Raw genomic sequence first — 19239 nt, forward strand, 5'->3', positions numbered from 1 at the left:
TGGCTATCCTATGTCCCGACGAATTCCTCGTCTCACCGGAGCGCGCCCCACAAATGAACAAACACGACTGATGAATTTCACGCCTTACCTCGCAGATGTTGCGGGTAGGGGAGTATTGATTTCATTCAGGAGTGCTTATGGCTCATTGCGCCCATATCCCCGCTTTTGTTTTACATCAGGTCACCTGTCAGTTTGCGACGGGAGATACGCTATTTGGTCCGCTGAATTTATCGCTGGAATCGTCGCTTTGCGGCCTGGTCGGCCGGAACGGCGTCGGCAAGACGTGTCTGCTACGTCTGCTGGCCGGTCTGGATTCCCCCGCCGACGGTCATATTGAACGCGCGGCTTCCATTGCCTGGGTGGCGCAGCAGCCGAACGTCACGCCAGAGATGACCCTCGCGGCGCTGCTGGGCTATGCGCCGATATTTGATGCCTTGTCTCGCCTTGAACAGGGTCAAGTGCTGGCTGCCGATTTCGATCTATTGGATGGCCACTGGGATCTCCCCGATCGCCTGAGTTTAGCTTTCCGTGAAGCCGCTCTCCCGCCGTTCTCTGCCGATCGTCCCGCTTTTTCACTCAGCGGCGGCGAGCGGATGAAGGCTCTGCTGTGCGGCGCCTTTGTCTCCGGCGCCGATTATCTGCTGCTGGATGAGCCCACCAACCATCTGGACCGCCAGGGGCGGGAGTGGCTCTATCACCAACTGGAAAGCTGGCAGGGTGGGGCTCTGATCGCCAGCCACGACCGCGAGTTACTGACGCGGATGCCGAGGATTATTGAGCTGACGCCGACGGCGCTGCACAGCTACGGCGGCAACTATGATGAATATCAGCGCCAGCGTATGGCGGAGCAGCAGGCTGCGCGCGCGGCGCTGGAGCATGCTGTGACCGAGCGACGGCGCACCCGCGCGCGAATGCAAAAGGAGCATGACGCCGCCCAGCGGCGCTCGGCTCAGACGCTGCGGACCGTTGATACGCTAAATATCGCCTCGTTTGAACGTGTGAAGTACAAAGGTGCGGCAAAAGAGCGCCCGGGAACGCTGCGCCGTCAGCATCGTGAACAGAACAGCAGTCTGAATGCCGCCGTGCAGCAGGCACGGGAGCGGGTAGAAGACGACAATCCGGTGATGTTCACCCTGCCGGGTAGCGAAGTGGCCGCCGGCAAGCAGGTTCTGGTGGTGGAAGCATTGCAGCTCGCCCATTCACCCGCTGCGCCGCTGGACTGGCGTATGGATGGTCCGATGCGTATTGCGCTAAAGGGACCGAACGGCTGTGGCAAAACCACTTTGCTGAAAACGCTGCTGGGGCTGGAGCAGGCCGTCTCAGGCGATGTCCGGCTGTCGGTGAGCGCGGCTTATCTGGATCAACATCTGACGCAGCTGGATCTGTCGTTATCGGTCATGGCGCACCTGAGCCTGGACGATACCCCGCTGGATGAGGGCCTTCTGCGCACCCGTCTGGCGCAGCTCCAGCTTGGCGCGGATAAGGTCACTCTGCCGCTGGCGACGCTCAGCGGCGGCGAGCGTCTGAAAGCGGCCCTGGCGTGCGTGCTCTGGCGACGCGATCCCGCTCAGCTGCTTTTGCTGGATGAGCCGACCAACCATCTCGATTTAGCATCGACACAGGCTATTGAAAGCGCGCTGGCGGCGTTTCCAGGCGCGATGCTGGTGGTGTCACATGATGAGGCTTTTTTACACGGTCTGAAGCTGACCCATAGCCTGGCGTGGCGGGAGACGGGCTGGCACTTTTCCCTGCTCTGAATGCCCAACAGCCGCCATCGTATGCTGGCGGCTGTTGGCGACAGATAAAAAAAATCCCCGCCATCAGGCAGGGATTCTCGATTCTTAGCGGCTTGAACTTACAGAGAAGTTACGTTGCCAGCTGCCGGGCCTTTAGCGCCGCTTTCGATGGTGAAGGAAACTTTCTGACCTTCGTCCAGGGATTTGTAGCCATCGTTCTGGATAGCAGAGAAGTGTACGAACACGTCTTTAGAGCCATCGTCAGGAGTGATGAAGCCGAAACCTTTGTCAGCGTTGAACCATTTTACGATACCAGTCATTTTACCGGACATAGTGAATTACCTTTAAAAAAATAAGTGAGCCTTGCGGCGTAGCGGTCTGGACTACAGATTTAAAGCGATAAAGGGAAAGTTCACTACGGGGGTATCTTTGGATAACCTTAGAAGGACTGCTCTATTCGACTGCTCTGTGGTCTGTACATCAAACCTGCGAGCATTAACGCACGTTCAGCACCTGATAGCAAACTTTTTTTTACGGTGCAGCGGCAAAAGCCCCCTTACTGACCCATGCCGCTGCGCGCTGGATTAATCGAGTAACTGTCGTGAAAGCTGTGGATTGGCCTGAATCAGGCGCATCAATTTCAGCTCGGTGGGAGACGGTCTAACCCGTCTCGACTCCCACTCTCTTACCATGGCGACGCTCACGCCCATGACGTTGGCAAAGTCGTCAATCTTAAGTCCAGTGCCTTTACGCAGCTGCTCAAATTCACTAAACACAGTGGACTTACGGTTTGAGGTAAGTTTCTGATTATCATCCTTAAATACGATGTGTTCCAGGCTGCTCAGCAGTTCAAACACGGGATCTTTATATTCCATTGAGAACTCCTCTTATCACACAGCGGAAGAGATTTTTTATAAAGCTCTTTAAGAATAGTCAGAAAATCGTGCAGCGGATGGTAACGTCCGTGATTATTTGCCAACAGGCTATCGAATCGGCCCCGGCAGCCAAACGGCAGTGGAGCCTAAGAGAATGATTACTAACGCGATGAGATGGCTTCGAAAATTTTTGTAAACGGATAAGAAAAAAGCGGCAAAGCCGGCGCGGGCCGCCGGCTTAACAATCAGGCTTTCTGCAGACCTCTCGCGTCGTCTTTCGTCGCCGGCGCGGATTTACTGACCCGGTATTTGATCAGCAGCGCGAGGGCTGACAGGAACGCCGGGATGGCCAGCAGAGTGAAGATGGTTTCAAAGGAGAGCTGCGCCTGCATCAGGAAGGCGCCGCTGAACGCGCCGAGGATCCCGCCGAAGCGGCCGATACCCAGCATCCAGGCGACGCCGGTGGCGCGCCCCTGCGTCGGGTAGAAGCCTGCCGCCAGCGCGGGCATCGACGACTGCGCGCCATTCATAATACTACCGGCGATAAACACCATCACCCCCATCAGCACCAGGCTGCTGGTGGAGAAACCCACCAGGCAGACGCAAACGCCGGTCAGCAACCAGCCGACGGCCACCACCTTGTTGGGATTGATCTTGTCCATCAGGGCGCCAAGGATCAGTACGCCAATCCCGCCGCCCAGCGGGAACAGGGCGGTGATGATGGAGGCCTGACTCATCGAGGCGCCGGTTTCGCGGATCAGCAGCGGCAGCCAGCTGGTCAGGAGGTAGAAAATCAGCAGGCCCATAAAGTAGGTCAGGCACAACATCACGGTACCCACCGCGTAGCGTGGGGAGAAAATGACGCCGATGGCCGATTTCTCTTTCACCTGGCCTGCTTCGCGCAGCTCAAATTCCACCGCCTCCGGCAGCGGCGCGATGCGTTTCAGGATGGCGGCAATGCGCTGCGCCGGCTGCTGCTTCACCACCAGATAGCGGGCAGACTCCGGCAGCAGAAAAATTAACGCTACGGCCAGCAGGAGGGGCATCACGCCGCCCAGCACCAGCACACTCTGCCAGCCATAGTGCGGGATCATCCAGGCGGATAAAAAGCCACCCAGCGATGATCCCATCGGAAAGCCGACGAACATCAGGTTCACCAGCAGCGCCCGACGGCGCTCCGGCGCATATTCGCTCATCAGGGTGGCCGCATTCGGCATCGCCGCGCCGAGCCCGAGACCGGTCAGGAAACGCAGCAGCGTCAGCTGATTAAGGCTGGTGGCGAAGGCGGTAAGCAGGCTGAATCCGCCGAACACCACGATCGACATAATCAGCACTTTTTTGCGGCCGATGCGGTCAGCCAGCGGCCCCGCGGTTAAGGCGCCGACCGCCAGGCCCACCAGCGCGGCGCTCATCACCGGGCCGAGCGCCGATTTTTCCACGCCCCATTCCTGTACCAGGTCGGAGGCGATAAATCCGATGATCGCGGTGTCGAATCCGTCCATCGCGACGGTGATAAAGCAGAGCGCAAGGATCATCCACTGGTAGCGGGTGAAGGGGTGCTCGTTGATAAAGGCCTGAATGTCGATGGTTGTCTTAGTCATACGGCTTTCCTGGCAGAGTGAGCGAGGGACAGAGGTCTGTTTTTATCGTCGTCCTCGCGTCATTGAGTTTGATTTGTGCGATAATCGAACGTATCGCCGTTAATCGCTCATTCATCAAATCATTGAAGTGGGGGGCAGGCAATGCAGGCGCGCGCCAAAGCGTGCGATTATCGTCCGTTTTAGGACGCCACGTCGTACGGAAACTTTTTTAGTGCCATAAAAATCAGATGGTTATATAAACTTCGCTCGCAGAATGTGATGACTATATTTGTGATGTGCATAACAGACGTTCTACACCGCGACGATGGCGTGCGAAATGGCGTTTTTCCTGCGTAAGATTAGCAGTAAAGGGTATCCTGCGAGGCCGAGCTGGACTATCCTTGTCAGCGTCTGGCACGTGTGTGTCGTTGTGCGCTTTTTTTGGCTGAAAGGAGTAAAAAAATGGCGACAGGAAAGTCCTGCTCTCGCTGGTTTGCGGCTATGGCGGCCTTATTGATGGTGGTTAGCCTGAGTGGGTGTTTTGATAAAGAAGGCGATCAGCGCAAAGCGTTTATCGACTTCCTGCAGAATACGGCGATGCGTAGCGGTGAACGTCTGCCGACGCTGACCGCCGATCAGAAAAAACAGTTTGGGCCTTTTGTCTCTGACTACGCGGTGATCTACGGTTACTCGCAGCAGGTGAGCCAGGCGATGGACGCTGGTCTGCGCCCGGTGGTGGACAGCGTCAATGCTATCCGCGTCCCGCAGGACTATATGACCCAGCGTGAGCCGCTGCGTCAGGCGAACGGCGCGCTGGGCGTGCTCAGCCAGCAGCTGCAGAATGCGAAAATGCAGGCCGATGCCGCGCATAGCGCTCTGAAGCAGGCTGACGATCTTAAGCCGGTCTTCGATCAGGTTTACGCCAAGGTGGTGACCGCGCCAGCTGACGCGCTGCAGCCGCTGATCCCGGCCGCGCAAATCTTTACCCAGCAGCTGGTTCAGGTGGGGGATTTTGTCGCTCAGCAGGGGACCCAGGTGAGCTTTGTGGCCAACGGCATTCAGTTCCCCACCTCGCAGCAGGCCAGCCAGTACAATGCGCTGATTGGGCCGCTGGCGGCGCAGCATCAGGCGTTTAATCAGGCATGGACGGCAGCGGTGAACGCCACCCGTTAATGTCTCATCTGACTGACGTTGGCTGCGGCGAACGAGCAGGATGATGGATAAGATGCAAAAAGAACCCGGGGAGGGCGATTGCCGCCGCTACCCGGGTTTTTTTATGGCTTATTTGACCTGCGGGTTAACGCAGTTTTTCTCTACATTACCGTTCAGGGCATCGATCAGGTTGTCCACCGCGCAGGCCGCCATGTTGTAGCGCGTCTCATGGGTGGCAGAGCCGATATGCGGCAGCGCGACAACGTTTGGTAGGGTTAACAGCGGCGAGTCTTTTGCCAGCGGTTCGTGTTCGAAGACATCAAGGCCGGCAGCATGAATTTCACCCGCCTGCAGAGCAGCGATCAGCGCCTGCTCGTCCACCACCGGGCCACGTCCGGCGTTAATGAAGATGGCGGAAGATTTCATTTTGGCAAACTGCGCCTGACCGAACAGATGGTGGGTCTCTTCGCTCAGGGGCAGGATCAGGCAGACGAAATCGGCTTCCTGCAGCAGGGTATCGAGATCGCAATAGCGGGCATTGAAGCGCTCTTCCGCCTGCGGATGCTGGCGGCGCGCGTTATACAGGATCGGCATGCCGAACCCGAAGTGGGCGCGCTGCGCCAGCGCCATACCGATGCGGCCCATGCCGACGATACCTAAGGTTTTATGGTGCACGTCGCTGCCGAACCAGTCCGGGCCAATGCTCTTCGTCCACTCGCCCGCTTTGACGCGCTCCGCCACTTCCACTACCCGGCGCGCGGTGCTCAGCACCAGCGCCATGACCGTATCGGCGACGGTCTCGGTCAGTACGGTCGGGGTATGCATCAGCAGCACCCGGCGAGCGTTCAGCGCCTCGACGTCAAAGTTGTCATAGCCAACGGAAACGGTAGAGGTCGCACGCAGCTTCGGCATCTTCTCCAGCAGCGCGGCGTCAACCTTTTCGCTGGAGCCCAGGAGGCCTTCAGCCTGGGCGAAGGCCTCTGCATGCTGCGAAACGGTCTCCGGCCGCAGGTTTTTTACCTGAGTGACGGAAAAGTGCTCCTCCAGGCGCTGTAGCAGGTCGTCGGGAAGCGTTTTATAGAGAATGACAGACGGCTTCATGCGAATCTCCGTAGTAGAAATAGTTCAGGCGTGGTGAGCGCCAAGCGGAATGTTTTGATTATTAGCAGGCTTAACAATCAAAGTCAGCAATACTGAGGCGAAAAGCGCCACCCCCATAAAAATATAGGAGGCTGCGGGGCTGCCGGTGGCACCGTTCAGGTAGCCGACAAACCACGAGCCGCAGAAGGAGCCCAGAGCGCCCATACTGTTGATCAGCGCCATGGCGCCTCCGGCGACGTTACGCGGCAGCATTTCCGGAATAATGGCGAAGAAGGGGCCGTAAGGCGCATACATTGCCGCACCGGCCACCACCAGCAGGGTATAAGACACCCAGAAGTGGTTGGCGCCGACCGCCCAGGAGCCGATGAAGGCCAGTCCGCCAATCAGCAGCAGCGGCCAGACGAACAGCTTACGGTTCTGCATTTTATCGGAGGCCCAGGAGACCACGATCATGGCGATAGTGGCCGCCAGGTACGGAACCGAAGAGAGCCAGCCCACTTCCACCATCCCCATATTTTCACCGCCGCTGCGGATAATCGACGGCAGCCACAGTACAAAACCGTACACGCCGATACTCCAGGCAAAGTACTGCGCGCAGAGCAGGATCACGTTGCGGGAGCGGAAGGCTTCGCCATAGTTACGCACCGCTTTGATGCCCTGCTGTTCACGATCCAGTTGTTCCTGCAGCGCGGCTTTTTCACTCTCCGCCAGCCAGTTAACCTGCGACGGTTTGTCTTTTACCAGCACCCACCAGCAGAAGGCCCAGATCACTGCCGGCACCCCTTCGATGATGAACATTTCCCGCCAGCCGAAGGCCTGAATCAGGTAGCCGGAGACCACCGACATCCACAGGACCGTCACCGGGTTACCGAGGATCAGGAAGGTGTTGGCGCGAGAGCGCTCTGATTTGGTGAACCAGTTGCTGATATAGATCAGCATCGCCGGCATCACCGCCGCTTCGACGACGCCGAGGATAAAGCGAATGGCCGCCAGCGCCGGGATATTATGCACAACACCGGTCAGCGAGGCGCAGCCGCCCCAGAGGATCAGGCAGATAAAGATCAGTTTGCGAACGCTGCGGCGCTCCGCATAGATAGCGCCGGGGATCTGGAAGAAGAAGTAGCCGAGGAAGAACAGGGCCCCCAGCAGGGAGGAGATCCCCTTGGTGATGCCCAGGTCTTCGGTAATGCCTGCCGCGGAGGCGAAGCTGAAGTTGGCACGGTCGAGGTACGCCAGGCTATACGTGATAAACACGATAGGCATGATGTACCACCAGCGTTTCGTTGCATTTGTTGAGCTATTCATAGGCTTGCCTCTGTCAATGAGGTGACATCCGTCCGTCGAAACGGACGCTGCTGTGCCGCGCTGCAGGTAGGGTACAGGACGGCTGTTATTGTTGCGTATAAATGTTATTCGCCCAGCGCATCGCGGGTGGGGAGCCCCTCGCTGTCGCCCTGGACCTGAATCGCCAGCGAACCGATTTTATTGCCACGGTTCACCGCCTGAAGCAGGGTTTTGCCTTCCAGCAGGGCGCTAATCACCCCGACGGCAAAGCCGTCGCCGGCGCCGACGGTATCGACGACGTTTTCGACTTTAATGGCATCAACCGTTCCCTGTTCGCCGCTGGCGCTCTTGAACCAGGCGCCGTCGCAGCCGGTTTTAATGACTACCGCCTTGACGCCGCGGGAGAGATAAAAATCGGCGATCCCTTCCGGGGTCTGCTGGCCGGTGAGAATCACGCCCTCTTTTAAGCCTGGCAAAACCCAGTCAGCCTGGAAGGCGAGACGGTTGAGTTTCTCCACCATCTCGGCTTCGCTTTTCCACAGCACCGGGCGCAGATTAGGGTCGAAAGAGAGGGTTTTTCCCTCGGCTTTCATCACCTTCGCCGCATGCTCCAGCAGCGCATATGAGCTTTCAGAGAGCGCGGCGGCCACGCCGCTCAGGTGCAGATGGCGGGCGCTGGTGAAGTAGTCGGCGCGAAAATCGTCCGGCGACAGATGACTGGCGGCAGAGCCTTTGCGGAAATACTCCACAATGGGATCGGTTCCATTTTCGACTTTCGATTTCATCTGGAAACCGGTAGCGAAGCGGTTGTCGATGGCGACAGCGTGGCTATCGATCCCCTCTTTCGCCAGCGATTGCAGTACGAAGCGGCCAAAGCTGTCGTTGCCGACGCGGCTGACCCAGCCGACCTTCAGACCCAGGCGCGCCAGGCCGGTGGCGACGTTCAGTTCGGCGCCGGCGACACGCTTCATGAAATGCTCCACCTCGGCCAGATCGCCGGTTTCGGTGGCGACAAACATGGCCATGGCTTCGCCGATGGTGATGACATCTAAATTTTCCACGGCTTAATCCTCGCGTAACAGGTTGACGTAGCGGCGGGTCACGGCCGTCAGGTCATGGCCAGTCAGCGGGAACTCGATTCCACGCGGCGCGTCGGCAGGAAGATTATCGAGCAGGGCCAGCCAGCGATCGGCGGCCTGATCCGGCGGTACCGCGCGGAATTTCTCATGATGAGGCTCCGCCGCTTTCACATGAATATAGCTGACCGCCGGCGCAAGGTGGCGTGCCGCCTCTTCCGGCGAGTCGCCGACCCACAGCCAGTTGCCCATATCAAACGTTAAGGTGACCGGCAACTGATGGACCCTGCAGGCGGCTTTGAAGCGCTGCATCGGCGCCAGCTGGCCGCAGTCGGTCTGGTCATTCTCTACCACCAACGCCATGCCGCTGTCGCGGAGGATCTCGCGCAGCTCATCCAACTGCTGATTGTGAAGGAAATGGCCAAGGGAGAGCTTTAGCCACAGGGCGTTAAGGGTTTGCGCTTCCGCGAGCAGCGCCGGGAGTTCCGGGTTGAGCTCGCCGTTATCGGCGAACAGCGCCTGCGGCGCGGAGTAGCAGGCCAGCAGGCCGTGGCGCTCAATGGTGGCCGCCAGCGACGGCAGAGCGTTGAGCTCTTCCGCGCTGCACAGCTCGCGGCGGATTTCGACACCGTCCGCACCGGCGTCGGCGATGAACGGCAGGACAGCGGCCTGGCCGCCTAAGGATTTAACATGGTCATTACCATACGCAGCGGTAACGACAATAATTTTTCTGGCCATCGCGCTCTTACTCCCGGCGTTTGTTGCTTAATCTCCTTAATACGCTAGATGGTATCGGTTCCATAAGAAAGGGCGAGATGTTTAATTTATGATCGGCATCACGAAGGATCGTTAACGGGAGGTTGATCCGCGGACGATAAGCTCGCCGGAGAAGACCCGCTCGCGGATGGGGTCGTTAGTGCCGGCAATGCGCCGAATCACCTGTTCGACCGCGGCGTAGCCGATCTGCCACGTCGGCTGTTTGAGGGTGGTAATACCGACGCCAGCCAGCTCCGCCCACTCCAGTTCGTCGAAGCCCAGCAGGCCGATATCGCTCCCCCAGATCAGGCCGACGCGCTTCAGAGCGCGGGCCACCTGCAGCGTCAGGGCGCCGTTGGCGGAGATGACCGCTTTGCGCATCCCGCGGTGACGGGCGTGGAACTGGCGCAGGACGTTGTCCATCATCGCGCCGTCGTTGAGCTGCACTTCGGCGTTTTCAGCCACCACGCCGTGGTGACGAGTGAGGGTAGCGCGAAAAGCGCTCAGACGCTCGCGGCGGGTATTCACCGAGCCCAGCGGTTCGCTGAGAAACAGGATGGCCTCAAACCCTTTCTCCACCAGGTGTTCGGTGGCGGTGGTGGCGGCCTGGGCGTTATCAAGCCCGACCACATCGCAGGCGAAGTCGGGGATTTTACGGTCAATCAGCACCATCGGCAGGGCCGACTGCTGCAGGCGGTTCAGGCCATCCTCCCGCATACCGACTGCGTTGACCACGATGCCTTCCACCTGGTAGCTGCGCAGCAGGTCCAGGTAGTGCAGTTCCTGATCCAGCTCGTTATTGGTATTACACACCAGCAGGGTGAAGCCTTTTTCCCGGCAGGCCGCTTCAATGCCGCTCATGACATTGACCGAGTAGGGGTTGGTGATATCGGCGATGATCAGGCCAATAAGGCGGGTTCGGCCGTGCTTGAGGCCGCGGGCCATCAGGCTGGGGCGGTAGTCGAGTTCGGCAATGGCTTTTTCAATACGTGATAACAGATCGTCGGAAAGCAGATGCTTCTCGCCGTTAAGATAACGTGAAATGCTGGTTTTGCCGGTCTTTGCGGCTTTCGCCACATCGCTGATAGTTGCACGCGCCGCTTTCGCCATGGTGGCTTCCTTTGCTGAAAATCTGCCAACACCTTAGCGCGAAAAATAGCGATATCAAGCATTTTGCCCGGCAGAGCGGCTGCCGGGCGACATGAGGATGCGCTTATTGCAGCGGGCTGAGGGTAATTTCCACGCGACGGTTCTGCGCTTTGCCTTCCGCCGTGCTGTTGCTGGCGATAGGATTCGCCGGCCCCATGCCGGTGGTGCGAATGCGATTGGCCGCCACGCCCTGAGTGATCAGCGCGCTGGCGACGCTGTCTGCACGCTGTTGCGACAGACGCATATTCAGATCCTTGCTGCCGGTGCTGTCGGTGTAGCCGACGACGTTAACAGCGGTTTTCTCGTACTCTTTCAGCACCATGGCCACGCCGGTCAGGGTGTTGGCGCCGGCCGGCTTCAGGTTGGCGCTATTGCTGTCGAAGGTGACGTTATTCGGCATGTTCAGCACGATATTGTCGCCATTTCGCGTCACGCTGACCCCGGTTCCCTGCATTTTGTCGCGCAGCTTCGCTTCCTGCACGTCCATGTAGTAACCAATGCCGCCGCCGAGCGCCGCGCCGGCCGCTGCGCCAATCAGCGCGCCTTTGCCGCGGTCATGTTTGGAAGAGGAGAGCGCGCCGACGCCAGCGCCCACTAAGGAGCCAATACCTGCGCCAATACCGGATTTACCTGCTTCACGTTCACCGGTATAGGGGTTGGTGGTGCAGCCAGAAATGGCCAGAGTGCCGCTGACCAGCGCCGCAATCATAAGTACGCGTTTTTTCATTTAATGTCCTTAATCCTTTTTATTCTTTGTCACAGCGAACGTGACGGTTGATTATGACGCGTGATTACGTAGAAAATTCCCCGGATACCATCTCATTTTGTAAATAACATTGAACGGTTGCCCATCACGCCGTCATGACACCTGCATTCGCTGACCAGGAGCCGCCCTTGCCAACCTCATCTGCAACCAAAACCATCTTAACCGCCGCCCACTGGGGACCGATGCTGGTGGAAACGGACGGTGAAAACGTCCTCTCTTCCCGCGGCGCGCTGGCGACACCGTTTGCCAACTCGCTGCAAACGGCGGTGCGCGATCAGGTCCACAGCAAAACCCGCGTGCGCTATCCGATGGTGCGCAAAGGCTTCCTTGCTTCACCGGACAAGCCCCAGGGGGTCCGCGGTCAGGATGAATTCGTGCGGGTGAGCTGGGATCAGGCGCTGGATTTAATTGACGCCCAGCATCGGCGGATCCGCGAAAGCTACGGTCCGCAGTCGATTTTCGCCGGCTCCTACGGCTGGCGCTCTAACGGCGTCCTGCATAAGGCGGCCACCCTGCTGCAGCGCTACATGAGCCTGGCGGGCGGCTATACCGGCCATCTTGGCGATTACTCCACTGGCGCGGCGCAGGCGATCATGCCTTACGTCGTGGGCGGGAATGAGGTATATCAGCAGCAGACCAGCTGGCCGCTGGTGCTCGAGCACAGCGAAGTGGTGGTGCTGTGGAGCGCCAACCCGCTGAACACCCTGAAAATTGCCTGGAACGCCTCCGACGAGCAGGGGATCCCGTGGTTCGACCGGCTGCGCCAGAGCGGTAAGCGCCTGATCTGCATCGATCCGATGCGATCGGAAACCGTCGATTTCTTTGGCGATTCGATGGAATGGATCGCCCCGCATATGGGCACCGATGTCGCGCTGATGCTGGGGATCGCCCATACGCTGGTGGAGAATAGCTGGCAGGATGATGCGTTTCTTACCCGCTGCACCAGCGGCTACGATATTTTTGCCCGCTATCTGACCGGCGAAAGCGACGGCGTAGCGAAAACCGCTGACTGGGCGGCGGCGATCTGCGGCGTGAAAGCGGATAAGATCCGTGAACTGGCGAAAATTTTCCATGAAAATACCACCATGCTGATGTCTGGCTGGGGCATGCAGCGCCAGCAGTATGGCGAGCAGAAGCACTGGATGCTGGTCACCCTGGCCGCCATGCTGGGGCAGATTGGCACCCCGGGAGGCGGGTTTGGTCTTTCCTATCATTTCGCCAACGGCGGCAACCCGACGCGCCGCGCGGCGGTACTGGGCTCGATGCAGGGAAGCGTCGCCGGGGGCGTGGACGCGGTGGAGAAGATCCCGGTCGCGCGGATCGTCGAGGCGCTGGAGAATCCGGGGGCAGAGTATCAGCACAACGGCATGGCGCGTCGCTTCCCCGATATTCGCTTTATCTGGTGGGCCGGCGGGGCCAACTTTACTCATCATCAGGACACCAACCGCCTGATTCAGGCCTGGCAGAAGCCGGAGCTGATCGTCATCTCCGAATGCTTCTGGACCGCCGCCGCGCGCCATGCCGATATCGTCCTGCCGGCGACCACCTCGTTTGAGCGCAACGATCTGACCATGACTGGAGATTACAGCAATCAGCATCTGGTGCCGATGAAGCAGGTGGTCGCCCCGCGAGATGAAGCGCGCGACGATTTCGCGGTCTTTGCCGACCTCAGCGAACGCTGGGAGGTGGGCGGCCGCGAGCGCTTCACCGAAGGGAAGAGTGATTTGCAGTGGCTGGAGACCTTCTATCAGATCGCCGCCCAGCGCGGGGCTCACCAGCAGGTGACGCTGCCGCCGTTTGCCGAATTCTGGCAGGCTAACCAGCTGATTGAGATGCCAGAGGAGCCGGAGAATGCCCGTTTTGCGCGCTTCGCCGCCTTCCGCGCCGATCCGCAGGCTAATCCGCTGAAAACGGCGAGCGGTAAAATTGAGATCCACTCGCCGACCATCGCCGCCTTTGGCTACGCCGATTGCCCGCCGCACCCGATGTGGCTGGAGCCCGACGAGTGGCATGGCAACGCTGAGGCGGGGCAGCTGCAGCTGCTGTCGGCCCATCCGGCCCACCGTCTGCACAGTCAACTGAACCACACCACGCTGCGCGAACGCTATGCTGTCGCCGGACGCGAACCGGTGACTATTCATCCGCAGGATGCCCGGGCCCGGGGGATTGCCGATGGCGATCTGGTGCGGGTGTGGAACGCCCGCGGTCAGGTGCTGGCCGGCGCGGTGGTGACGGAGGGGATCCGCCCGGGGGTGATTTGCCTGCATGAAGGGGCATGGCCCGACCTGGATCCGCGGGTGGGCATCTGCAAAAACGGGGCGGTGAATGTCTTAACCAAAGATATCCCGACATCCCGGCTGGGCAACGGCTGTGCCGGGAACACCGCCCTGGCGTGGCTGGAGAAATATACCGGCCCGACGCTGCCGCTTACAGCATTTGATCCGCCGGCCAACGCATAATCCACGTCGGGTGCTGAGTGTCGTCCTGCCATGCGCAGTCTTCAATCCGGAAGCCCTGCGCATGGTAGAAACTGACCGCCGATTCGTTCTTCTGGTAAACCTCGAGACTCAGCCAGGCGTAGTGCTGTTTGACTTCATCCAGCAGCGCCCGGCCAATGCCCTGGCGGATGGCGTCCGGCGCGACAAACAGCGCGCCGACGAAGCGGGAGTCCAGCACGCTAACAAAGCCTTTTAATTCCCCATCGCGTTCCCAGACCCAGGTGCTGGCGGCGGGAAGATAGACATCCCGTACCACCGCGACGCTGTCGCGCCAGTAACTTTCGCTGATAAAAGGATGGGCATGAATCGTGCTGTCCAGCCACAGGGCCAGCAGCGGCGCGGTATCTTTAGTGTCCCACTTGCGGATCATCCTGACCTCCAGGGTGACAGAAGCAGCCGGTGATATGGTCGTTGACCAGCCCACAGGCCTGCATAAAGGAATAACAGATTGTCGAGCCGACAAATTTAAAGCCGCGTTTTTTCAATGCCTTCGACAGCGCATCGGAGGCCGGCGTCGTGGTGGGGATCTCCGCCAGCGTCGCGGCGCAGGTCACCTGCGGCTCATTGTTGACGAAGGACCAGACAAAATCAGTGAACGACTCGCCATTTTCTTCCATCGCCAGATAGGCGCGGGCATTGCCGATAATGGCCTGGATTTTTCCCCGATGGCGAATGATGCCGGCATTCTGCAGCAACTGCTCGACATCGTCTTCCCCCATCGCTGCCACGCGCACCGGGTCGAACTGGTGAAAAGCCTGACGGTAGTTCTGCCGTTTTTTTAACACCGTGATCCATGACAAACCGGCCTGCTGGCCCTCCAGGCAGATCATTTCAAACAGCTGGCGGCCCTCTTTTTGCGCCACACCCCATTCGGTATCGTGATATTCGATATATAACGGATCCTGACTCACCCATCCGCAACGTTGCATAGCTATTTCTCCCTCTGCGCTAAAAAAGTGGACGCCCCGGCTTGACGGCTGAAAGATAAAGATAATAGTTAATACAGGGAAATCGTATCCCCAAAAAAAACACAGCAATATTGCCGATTCGGCTCTTTTCTGGAGTCGCATTAATGATAATAAAGAAATGCAATGGCCTCCGGGGCTTCTTGTTCCCGGCGAGCGTATCCGTCTGGATGACGTGTGTCTCTGGAGCGAATGCCTGGCAACAGGAATATATCGCTATCGATACAAAAAGTAATACGCCGGAACGCTATACATGGGATAGCGATCACCAACCACGTTACGAAGATATTCTCGCTGAGCGGATGAAGTCCTCAGAGACGCCTGGCGGGCTGGCATTAAACCAGGCGCTGGCGCCACCGGACAGCAGCCGTGGTCAGAGCGTTGGCTGGAATTATCTGCTGGCAAATGGCATGACCTCCGGGCCGGTGGCCAGCCTGCGCAGTGACGTCACCGCGCCAGTGACGAGAAGCGCTGGCGAGACGGGGTATGTCAACACGCTCGGCTGGCGCATGGATTATCAGTCGCTGTGGGGCGTGCATCCCTGGGCTCAGGTGAGCTATAACCAGTCGCTTACCAGCGATGCCTGGTCGCCGACGACCCGCGCCAGAGAGGGTGGCTGGAGTGATGTCACCCTGGGCGCCGATATGCGGTTGGGATCCCATGTTGCGGCATGGGCGACGCTGTCGCAGGCGGACAATGTCCCATCCGGGGAAAATACGCTCTATTTGATGGGCGTCAGCGCCAACTTTTGACCGATATTGTTACGCGTTTGAAACGACGCGGTTATTGTTAAATCTCAGTAATGGCGCATTTCTGTGAGATAGCGCACACTAACTTTTTTCCTGAAATTCGCGGAATGAATGTTTTGCAATGTCATTCGTTCCGCCATTAATGCATTTCATTCCCTGCTGGTGGCAGTTCATGCCTTTTTCCCCACAGGATGAGGGGCCTTCGCTATTGTGGCGGCAGTTAATTTATCAGGACAACTGCTATGAACGCTGCAAACCGTCAATCGATCCGCTGGCTTACGCTAATCGGCACCATCATCACCCAATTTGCTCTCGGTTCGGTCTATACCTGGAGCCTGTTTAATAGTTCGCTGTCTGACAAACTGGGCGAGCCGGTCAGCCAGGTGGCTTTCTCCTTTGGCCTGCTGAGCCTCGGGCTGGCGCTCTCCTCGTCGGTCGCCGGGAAGTTGCAGGAACGCTTTGGCGTTAAGCGTGTGACCATGGCCTCCGGGATACTGCTCGGTTTGGGCTTCTTCCTGACCGCGCACTCCAACAGCCTGATGATGCTGTGGCTGAGCGCGGGCGTGTTGGTGGGGCTGGCGGACGGCGCCGGCTATCTGCTGACCCTGTCGAACTGCGTGAAGTGGTTCCCGGAGCGTAAAGGGCTGATCTCTGCTTTCTCCATTGGTTCCTATGGGCTCGGCAGCCTGGGGTTCAAATTCATTGATTCCCATCTGCTGGCCACCGTCGGCCTGGAAAAAACCTTCGTCATCTGGGGCGCTATCGTGCTGGTGATGATCGTCTTTGGCGCGACCCTGATGAAAGATGCGCCGAATCATACGGCGACCACCGCGGCCAACGGCGTTGTGGAAAATGACTTTACTCTCGCCGAATCGATGCGCAAACCGCAGTACTGGATGCTGGCGGTGATGTTCCTGACGGCCTGCATGAGCGGACTGTACGTGATTGGCGTGGCGAAAGATATTGCCCAGGGGATGGTCCACCTGGATGTCGCCACGGCGGCAAACGCGGTAACCGTTATCTCGATTGCTAACCTTAGCGGCCGCCTGGTGTTAGGCATCCTGTCCGACAAGATCTCCCGCATTCGTGTGATTACCCTCGGTCAGATCGTGTCGCTGGTAGGGATGGCCGCGCTGCTGTTCGCCCCGCTGAATGCCATGACTTTCTTCGCCGCCATCGCCTGCGTCGCCTTTAACTTCGGCGGCACCATCACCGTCTTCCCGTCGCTGGTGAGTGAGTTCTTTGGCCTGAACAATCTGGCGAAAAACTACGGCGTGATTTATCTGGGCTTTGGTATCGGCAGCATCTGCGGCTCTCTCATCGCTTCGCTGTTCGGCGGCTTCTACGTGACCTTCTGCGTGATCTTCGCCCTGCTGATTCTGTCGCTGGCGCTGTCCACCACCATCCGTCAGCCGAAAGGCAGTGTTTATAGCGAGGCGCACGCCTGAAACCTGCAGCGCGAAACGTGCCCCTGGTTAATCCCCTAAGCAAATAGTGCCAATCCAGCCAAATGTTTTGTAAATGTTTGGCTGGATCACATTCCCTCCTGATACTTTTCCCGTTCCCTGTGGTCTACTTATCGCGCTTTGTAGAGGTTTCTGATAACCAACCCTAACGCACCCTATTAGCCTACTGACTCGTGCCACAGCGTCAGGCGGTGTTTTATTCTTCTTTTTCCAGGTTTGCTTGCATGAAATATATTAGAACGATGACGCAGCAGAAGCTTAGTTTTTGGCTGGCGCTGTACATCGGCTGGTTTATGAACATCGCCGTTTTTTTCCGGCGTTTCGATGGTTATGCTCAAGAGTTCACTTTCTGGAAAGGGCTTTCCGGTGTCGTTGAACTGGTCGCCACGGTCTTTGTCACCTTCTTCCTGTTACGTCTGCTGTCACTGTTTGGTCGCCGCATCTGGCGCATTCTGGCGACGCTGATTGTCCTGTTTTCCGCCGCCGCCAGTTACTACATGACGTTCCTCAATGTGGTGATTGGCTACGGAATTATCGCTTCGGTGATGACCACCGATATCGACCTGTCGAAAGAGGTCATTGGCTGGCACCTGATCCTCTGGCTGGTGGTGGTGAGCGCGCCGCCGCTGCTGTTCATCTGGAGCAACCGCTGCCGCCATACGCTGCTGCGCCAACTGCGCACCCCGGGGCAGCGGGTTAAAAACGTATTGATCGTCGTGCTGGCCGGGCTCATCGTCTGGGGTCCCATTCGCCTGCTTGAGCTGCGTCAGCATGATGTGGAGCGCCATTCGGAAGTGGATATGCCGAGCTATGGCGGGGTGATCGCCAACTCCTATCTGCCATCAAACTGGCTGTCGGCGCTGGGGCTGTACGCCTGGGCGCAGGTGGATGAATCCTCGGATAATAAATCGCTGATTAACCCGGCGAAGAAGTTTACCTACGTCGCGCCGGAAGGCCTGGATGACACCTACGTGGTGTTTATCATTGGCGAAACGACCCGCTGGGACCATATGGGCATCCTCGGCTATAGCCGCAATACTACGCCAGAGCTGGAGAAAGAGAAGAATCTTGTCGCTTTCCGCGGCTACTCCTGCGATACCGCCACCAAGCTGTCGTTACGCTGTATGTTTGTGCGTCAGGGCGGGGCGGAGGATAACCCGCAGCGAACGCTCAAAGAGCAGAACGTCTTTGCCGTGCTTCATCAGTTGGGCTTCAACGGCAATCTCTATGCCATGCAGAGCGAGATGTGGTTTTACAGCAACACGATGGCCAACAATATCGCCTACCGCGAGCAAATTGGCGCCGAGCCGCGCAACCGCGGTAAGAGCGTTGACGATATGCTGCTGGTGGATGAGATGAAGCGCGGTATGGCGCAGGGCAACGCCTCCGGTAAGCACCTGATCATTCTCCACACCAAAGGGTCTCACTTTAACTACACCCAACGCTACCCGCGCAGCTTCGCCCAGTGGAAGCCGGAGTGCGTCGGCGTCGACAACAAGTGCTCGAAAGCGGAGCTGATTAACTCCTACGATAACAGCGTGACCTACGTCGATCACTTTATCGTCAGCGTCCTCGACCAGCTGCGGGATAAGAAAGCGATTGTGTTCTATGCCGCCGATCATGGGGAGTCGATTAATGAACGCGAACACCTGCACGGAACGCCGCGCAAGATGGCGCCGCCGGAGCAGTTCCGCGTGCCGATGATGGTGTGGATGTCGGATAAATACCTGGAGAACCCCGATCATGCCGCCGCGTTTGCCCATCTGCAGCAGCAGGCTGCGATGAAGGTGCCGCGCCGTCACGTCGAGCTGTATGACACCATTATGGGCTGTCTCGGCTATACCTCGCCGGATGGCGGGATCAATGAGAATAACAACTGGTGCCGGTGGAAAAAGTAAGGCTCGGGGTTTATTTTCAGATTCTCGGGTCTGTTCTCCCTTCCTGAGCCCAGGATAAGCTAATCCCTCGCCGGCAGACGCCGCGCGAGGGATTTTTTTCGCACAGTGGATGTGTCTGGCAGGTTGCCTCTTCTTCTTTGATTACCCTCCAGTTTTCTCGCTCCCCCTGTGCACGAACTTTTCATGGA

17 protein-coding genes are annotated in these 19239 nt (G+C 58.4%); 6 read left to right on the forward strand and 11 right to left on the reverse strand.

The window, feature by feature from the left end; translation table 11 throughout:
- Positions 1-137: 137 nt before the first annotated feature.
- Positions 138-1757 (forward strand): ATP-binding cassette domain-containing protein, encoded by a 1620-nt coding sequence (locus DTA24_RS01215; protein WP_049139833.1) that lies wholly within the window; start codon positions 138-140, stop codon positions 1755-1757.
- A gap of 98 nt (positions 1758-1855) precedes the next feature.
- On the opposite strand, the gene cspA is transcribed toward DTA24_RS01215, so the two are convergent.
- The 3 genes from cspA to DTA24_RS01230 all read right to left on the reverse strand — a co-directional run bounded on the left by cspA (position 1856) and on the right by DTA24_RS01230 (position 4212).
- Positions 1856-2068: an RNA chaperone/antiterminator CspA gene (gene cspA / locus DTA24_RS01220; protein WP_000014594.1), complete on the reverse strand. Its 213-nt coding sequence runs from the start codon at positions 2066-2068 to the stop codon at positions 1856-1858.
- A gap of 252 nt (positions 2069-2320) precedes the next feature.
- Entirely contained in the window at positions 2321-2611 is a 291-nt protein-coding gene (locus DTA24_RS01225) for an HTH-type transcriptional regulator (protein WP_002921931.1), read from the reverse strand.
- A 245-nt stretch (positions 2612-2856) separates the two neighbouring features.
- The gene (locus DTA24_RS01230; RefSeq protein ID WP_008806885.1) at positions 2857-4212 is read right to left on the reverse strand and encodes an MFS transporter; all 1356 of its coding nucleotides are present in this window, start codon (positions 4210-4212) and stop codon (positions 2857-2859) included.
- A 441-nt stretch (positions 4213-4653) separates the two neighbouring features.
- On the opposite strand from DTA24_RS01230, the gene DTA24_RS01240 reads away from it, so the two are divergent.
- A complete protein-coding gene (locus DTA24_RS01240) occupies positions 4654-5364 on the forward strand; it encodes a DUF3053 domain-containing protein (RefSeq protein WP_012540337.1) in 711 nt (236 codons plus the stop codon).
- Between the two features lie 108 nt (positions 5365-5472).
- On the opposite strand, the gene ghrB is transcribed toward DTA24_RS01240, so the two are convergent.
- The 6 genes from ghrB to DTA24_RS01270 all read right to left on the reverse strand — a co-directional run bounded on the left by ghrB (position 5473) and on the right by DTA24_RS01270 (position 11436).
- A complete protein-coding gene (gene ghrB, locus DTA24_RS01245; RefSeq protein WP_012540338.1) occupies positions 5473-6444 on the reverse strand; it encodes a glyoxylate/hydroxypyruvate reductase GhrB in 972 nt (323 codons plus the stop codon).
- A 24-nt stretch (positions 6445-6468) separates the two neighbouring features.
- Positions 6469-7749, reverse strand: coding sequence for an MFS transporter (locus DTA24_RS01250; protein ID WP_008806888.1), 1281 nt, complete (start codon positions 7747-7749; stop codon positions 6469-6471).
- 104 nt (positions 7750-7853) lie between these two features.
- A complete protein-coding gene (locus tag DTA24_RS01255) occupies positions 7854-8789 on the reverse strand; it encodes a sugar kinase (protein ID WP_008806889.1) in 936 nt (311 codons plus the stop codon).
- A gap of 3 nt (positions 8790-8792) precedes the next feature.
- Positions 8793-9542 carry a sugar phosphate isomerase/epimerase family protein gene (locus DTA24_RS01260; RefSeq protein ID WP_008806890.1) on the reverse strand — a complete coding sequence of 250 codons (750 nt, stop codon included), beginning with the start codon at positions 9540-9542 and terminating at the stop codon, positions 8793-8795.
- Positions 9543-9653: 111 nt separating this feature from the next.
- Complete coding sequence (locus DTA24_RS01265) at positions 9654-10670, reverse strand: LacI family DNA-binding transcriptional regulator (RefSeq protein ID WP_008806891.1); 1017 nt, start codon at positions 10668-10670, stop codon at positions 9654-9656.
- Positions 10671-10773: 103 nt separating this feature from the next.
- The gene (locus tag DTA24_RS01270; protein ID WP_002921917.1) at positions 10774-11436 is read right to left on the reverse strand and encodes an OmpA family lipoprotein; all 663 of its coding nucleotides are present in this window, start codon (positions 11434-11436) and stop codon (positions 10774-10776) included.
- 167 nt (positions 11437-11603) lie between these two features.
- Between DTA24_RS01270 and DTA24_RS01275 the strand changes: the two genes are divergently transcribed.
- On the forward strand, positions 11604-13934 hold the full coding sequence (locus DTA24_RS01275; protein ID WP_008806892.1) for a molybdopterin guanine dinucleotide-containing S/N-oxide reductase: 2331 nt from the start codon (positions 11604-11606) through the stop codon (positions 13932-13934).
- Here DTA24_RS01275 and DTA24_RS01280 read toward each other — a convergent pair.
- Together DTA24_RS01280 and tag are read right to left on the reverse strand one after the other, a co-directional pair.
- A complete protein-coding gene (locus DTA24_RS01280) occupies positions 13903-14343 on the reverse strand; it encodes an N-acetyltransferase (RefSeq protein ID WP_008806893.1) in 441 nt (146 codons plus the stop codon). The two genes, DTA24_RS01275 and DTA24_RS01280, sit on opposite strands and share 32 nt — an antisense overlap.
- A complete protein-coding gene (gene tag, locus DTA24_RS01285; protein ID WP_008806894.1) occupies positions 14321-14902 on the reverse strand; it encodes a DNA-3-methyladenine glycosylase I in 582 nt (193 codons plus the stop codon). The genes DTA24_RS01280 and tag overlap by 23 nt, the downstream gene beginning before the upstream one ends.
- Before the next feature lie 206 nt (positions 14903-15108).
- Between tag and DTA24_RS01290 the strand changes: the two genes are divergently transcribed.
- From DTA24_RS01290 to eptB, 3 genes are all read left to right on the forward strand, one after another.
- Positions 15109-15690 (forward strand): autotransporter outer membrane beta-barrel domain-containing protein, encoded by a 582-nt coding sequence (locus tag DTA24_RS01290; RefSeq protein ID WP_162493230.1) that lies wholly within the window; start codon positions 15109-15111, stop codon positions 15688-15690.
- Positions 15691-15929: 239 nt separating this feature from the next.
- Positions 15930-17135, forward strand: coding sequence for an MFS transporter (locus DTA24_RS01295; RefSeq protein ID WP_032736523.1), 1206 nt, complete (start codon positions 15930-15932; stop codon positions 17133-17135).
- Between the two features lie 242 nt (positions 17136-17377).
- Positions 17378-19051 carry a kdo(2)-lipid A phosphoethanolamine 7''-transferase gene (gene eptB / locus DTA24_RS01300; RefSeq protein ID WP_032733927.1) on the forward strand — a complete coding sequence of 558 codons (1674 nt, stop codon included), beginning with the start codon at positions 17378-17380 and terminating at the stop codon, positions 19049-19051.
- The last annotated feature ends 188 nt before the right edge of the window (positions 19052-19239 follow it).

This window comes from Klebsiella sp. P1CD1, from assembly GCF_003790505.1.
Classification (GTDB): Bacteria; Pseudomonadota; Gammaproteobacteria; order Enterobacterales; family Enterobacteriaceae; genus Klebsiella; species Klebsiella variicola.

What these genes read in the sequence shown, in the direction of transcription:
- eptB (WP_032733927.1), top strand. Translation starts at nt 17,378, where the DNA reads ATGAAATATATTAGAACGATGACGCAGCAGAAGCTTAGTTTTTGGCTG.
- DTA24_RS01225 (WP_002921931.1), bottom strand. Translation starts at nt 2,611, where the DNA reads ATGGAATATAAAGATCCCGTGTTTGAACTGCTGAGCAGCCTGGAACAC.
- DTA24_RS01265 (WP_008806891.1), bottom strand. Translation starts at nt 10,670, where the DNA reads ATGGCGAAAGCGGCGCGTGCAACTATCAGCGATGTGGCGAAAGCCGCA.
- DTA24_RS01295 (WP_032736523.1), top strand. Translation starts at nt 15,930, where the DNA reads ATGAACGCTGCAAACCGTCAATCGATCCGCTGGCTTACGCTAATCGGC.
- DTA24_RS01260 (WP_008806890.1), bottom strand. Translation starts at nt 9,542, where the DNA reads ATGGCCAGAAAAATTATTGTCGTTACCGCTGCGTATGGTAATGACCAT.
- DTA24_RS01230 (WP_008806885.1), bottom strand. Translation starts at nt 4,212, where the DNA reads ATGACTAAGACAACCATCGACATTCAGGCCTTTATCAACGAGCACCCC.
- cspA (WP_000014594.1), bottom strand. Translation starts at nt 2,068, where the DNA reads ATGTCCGGTAAAATGACTGGTATCGTAAAATGGTTCAACGCTGACAAA.
- DTA24_RS01250 (WP_008806888.1), bottom strand. Translation starts at nt 7,749, where the DNA reads ATGAATAGCTCAACAAATGCAACGAAACGCTGGTGGTACATCATGCCT.
- DTA24_RS01215 (WP_049139833.1), top strand. Translation starts at nt 138, where the DNA reads ATGGCTCATTGCGCCCATATCCCCGCTTTTGTTTTACATCAGGTCACC.
- ghrB (WP_012540338.1), bottom strand. Translation starts at nt 6,444, where the DNA reads ATGAAGCCGTCTGTCATTCTCTATAAAACGCTTCCCGACGACCTGCTA.
- tag (WP_008806894.1), bottom strand. Translation starts at nt 14,902, where the DNA reads ATGCAACGTTGCGGATGGGTGAGTCAGGATCCGTTATATATCGAATAT.
- DTA24_RS01280 (WP_008806893.1), bottom strand. Translation starts at nt 14,343, where the DNA reads ATGATCCGCAAGTGGGACACTAAAGATACCGCGCCGCTGCTGGCCCTG.
- DTA24_RS01270 (WP_002921917.1), bottom strand. Translation starts at nt 11,436, where the DNA reads ATGAAAAAACGCGTACTTATGATTGCGGCGCTGGTCAGCGGCACTCTG.
- DTA24_RS01240 (WP_012540337.1), top strand. Translation starts at nt 4,654, where the DNA reads ATGGCGACAGGAAAGTCCTGCTCTCGCTGGTTTGCGGCTATGGCGGCC.
- DTA24_RS01290 (WP_162493230.1), top strand. Translation starts at nt 15,109, where the DNA reads ATGACGTGTGTCTCTGGAGCGAATGCCTGGCAACAGGAATATATCGCT.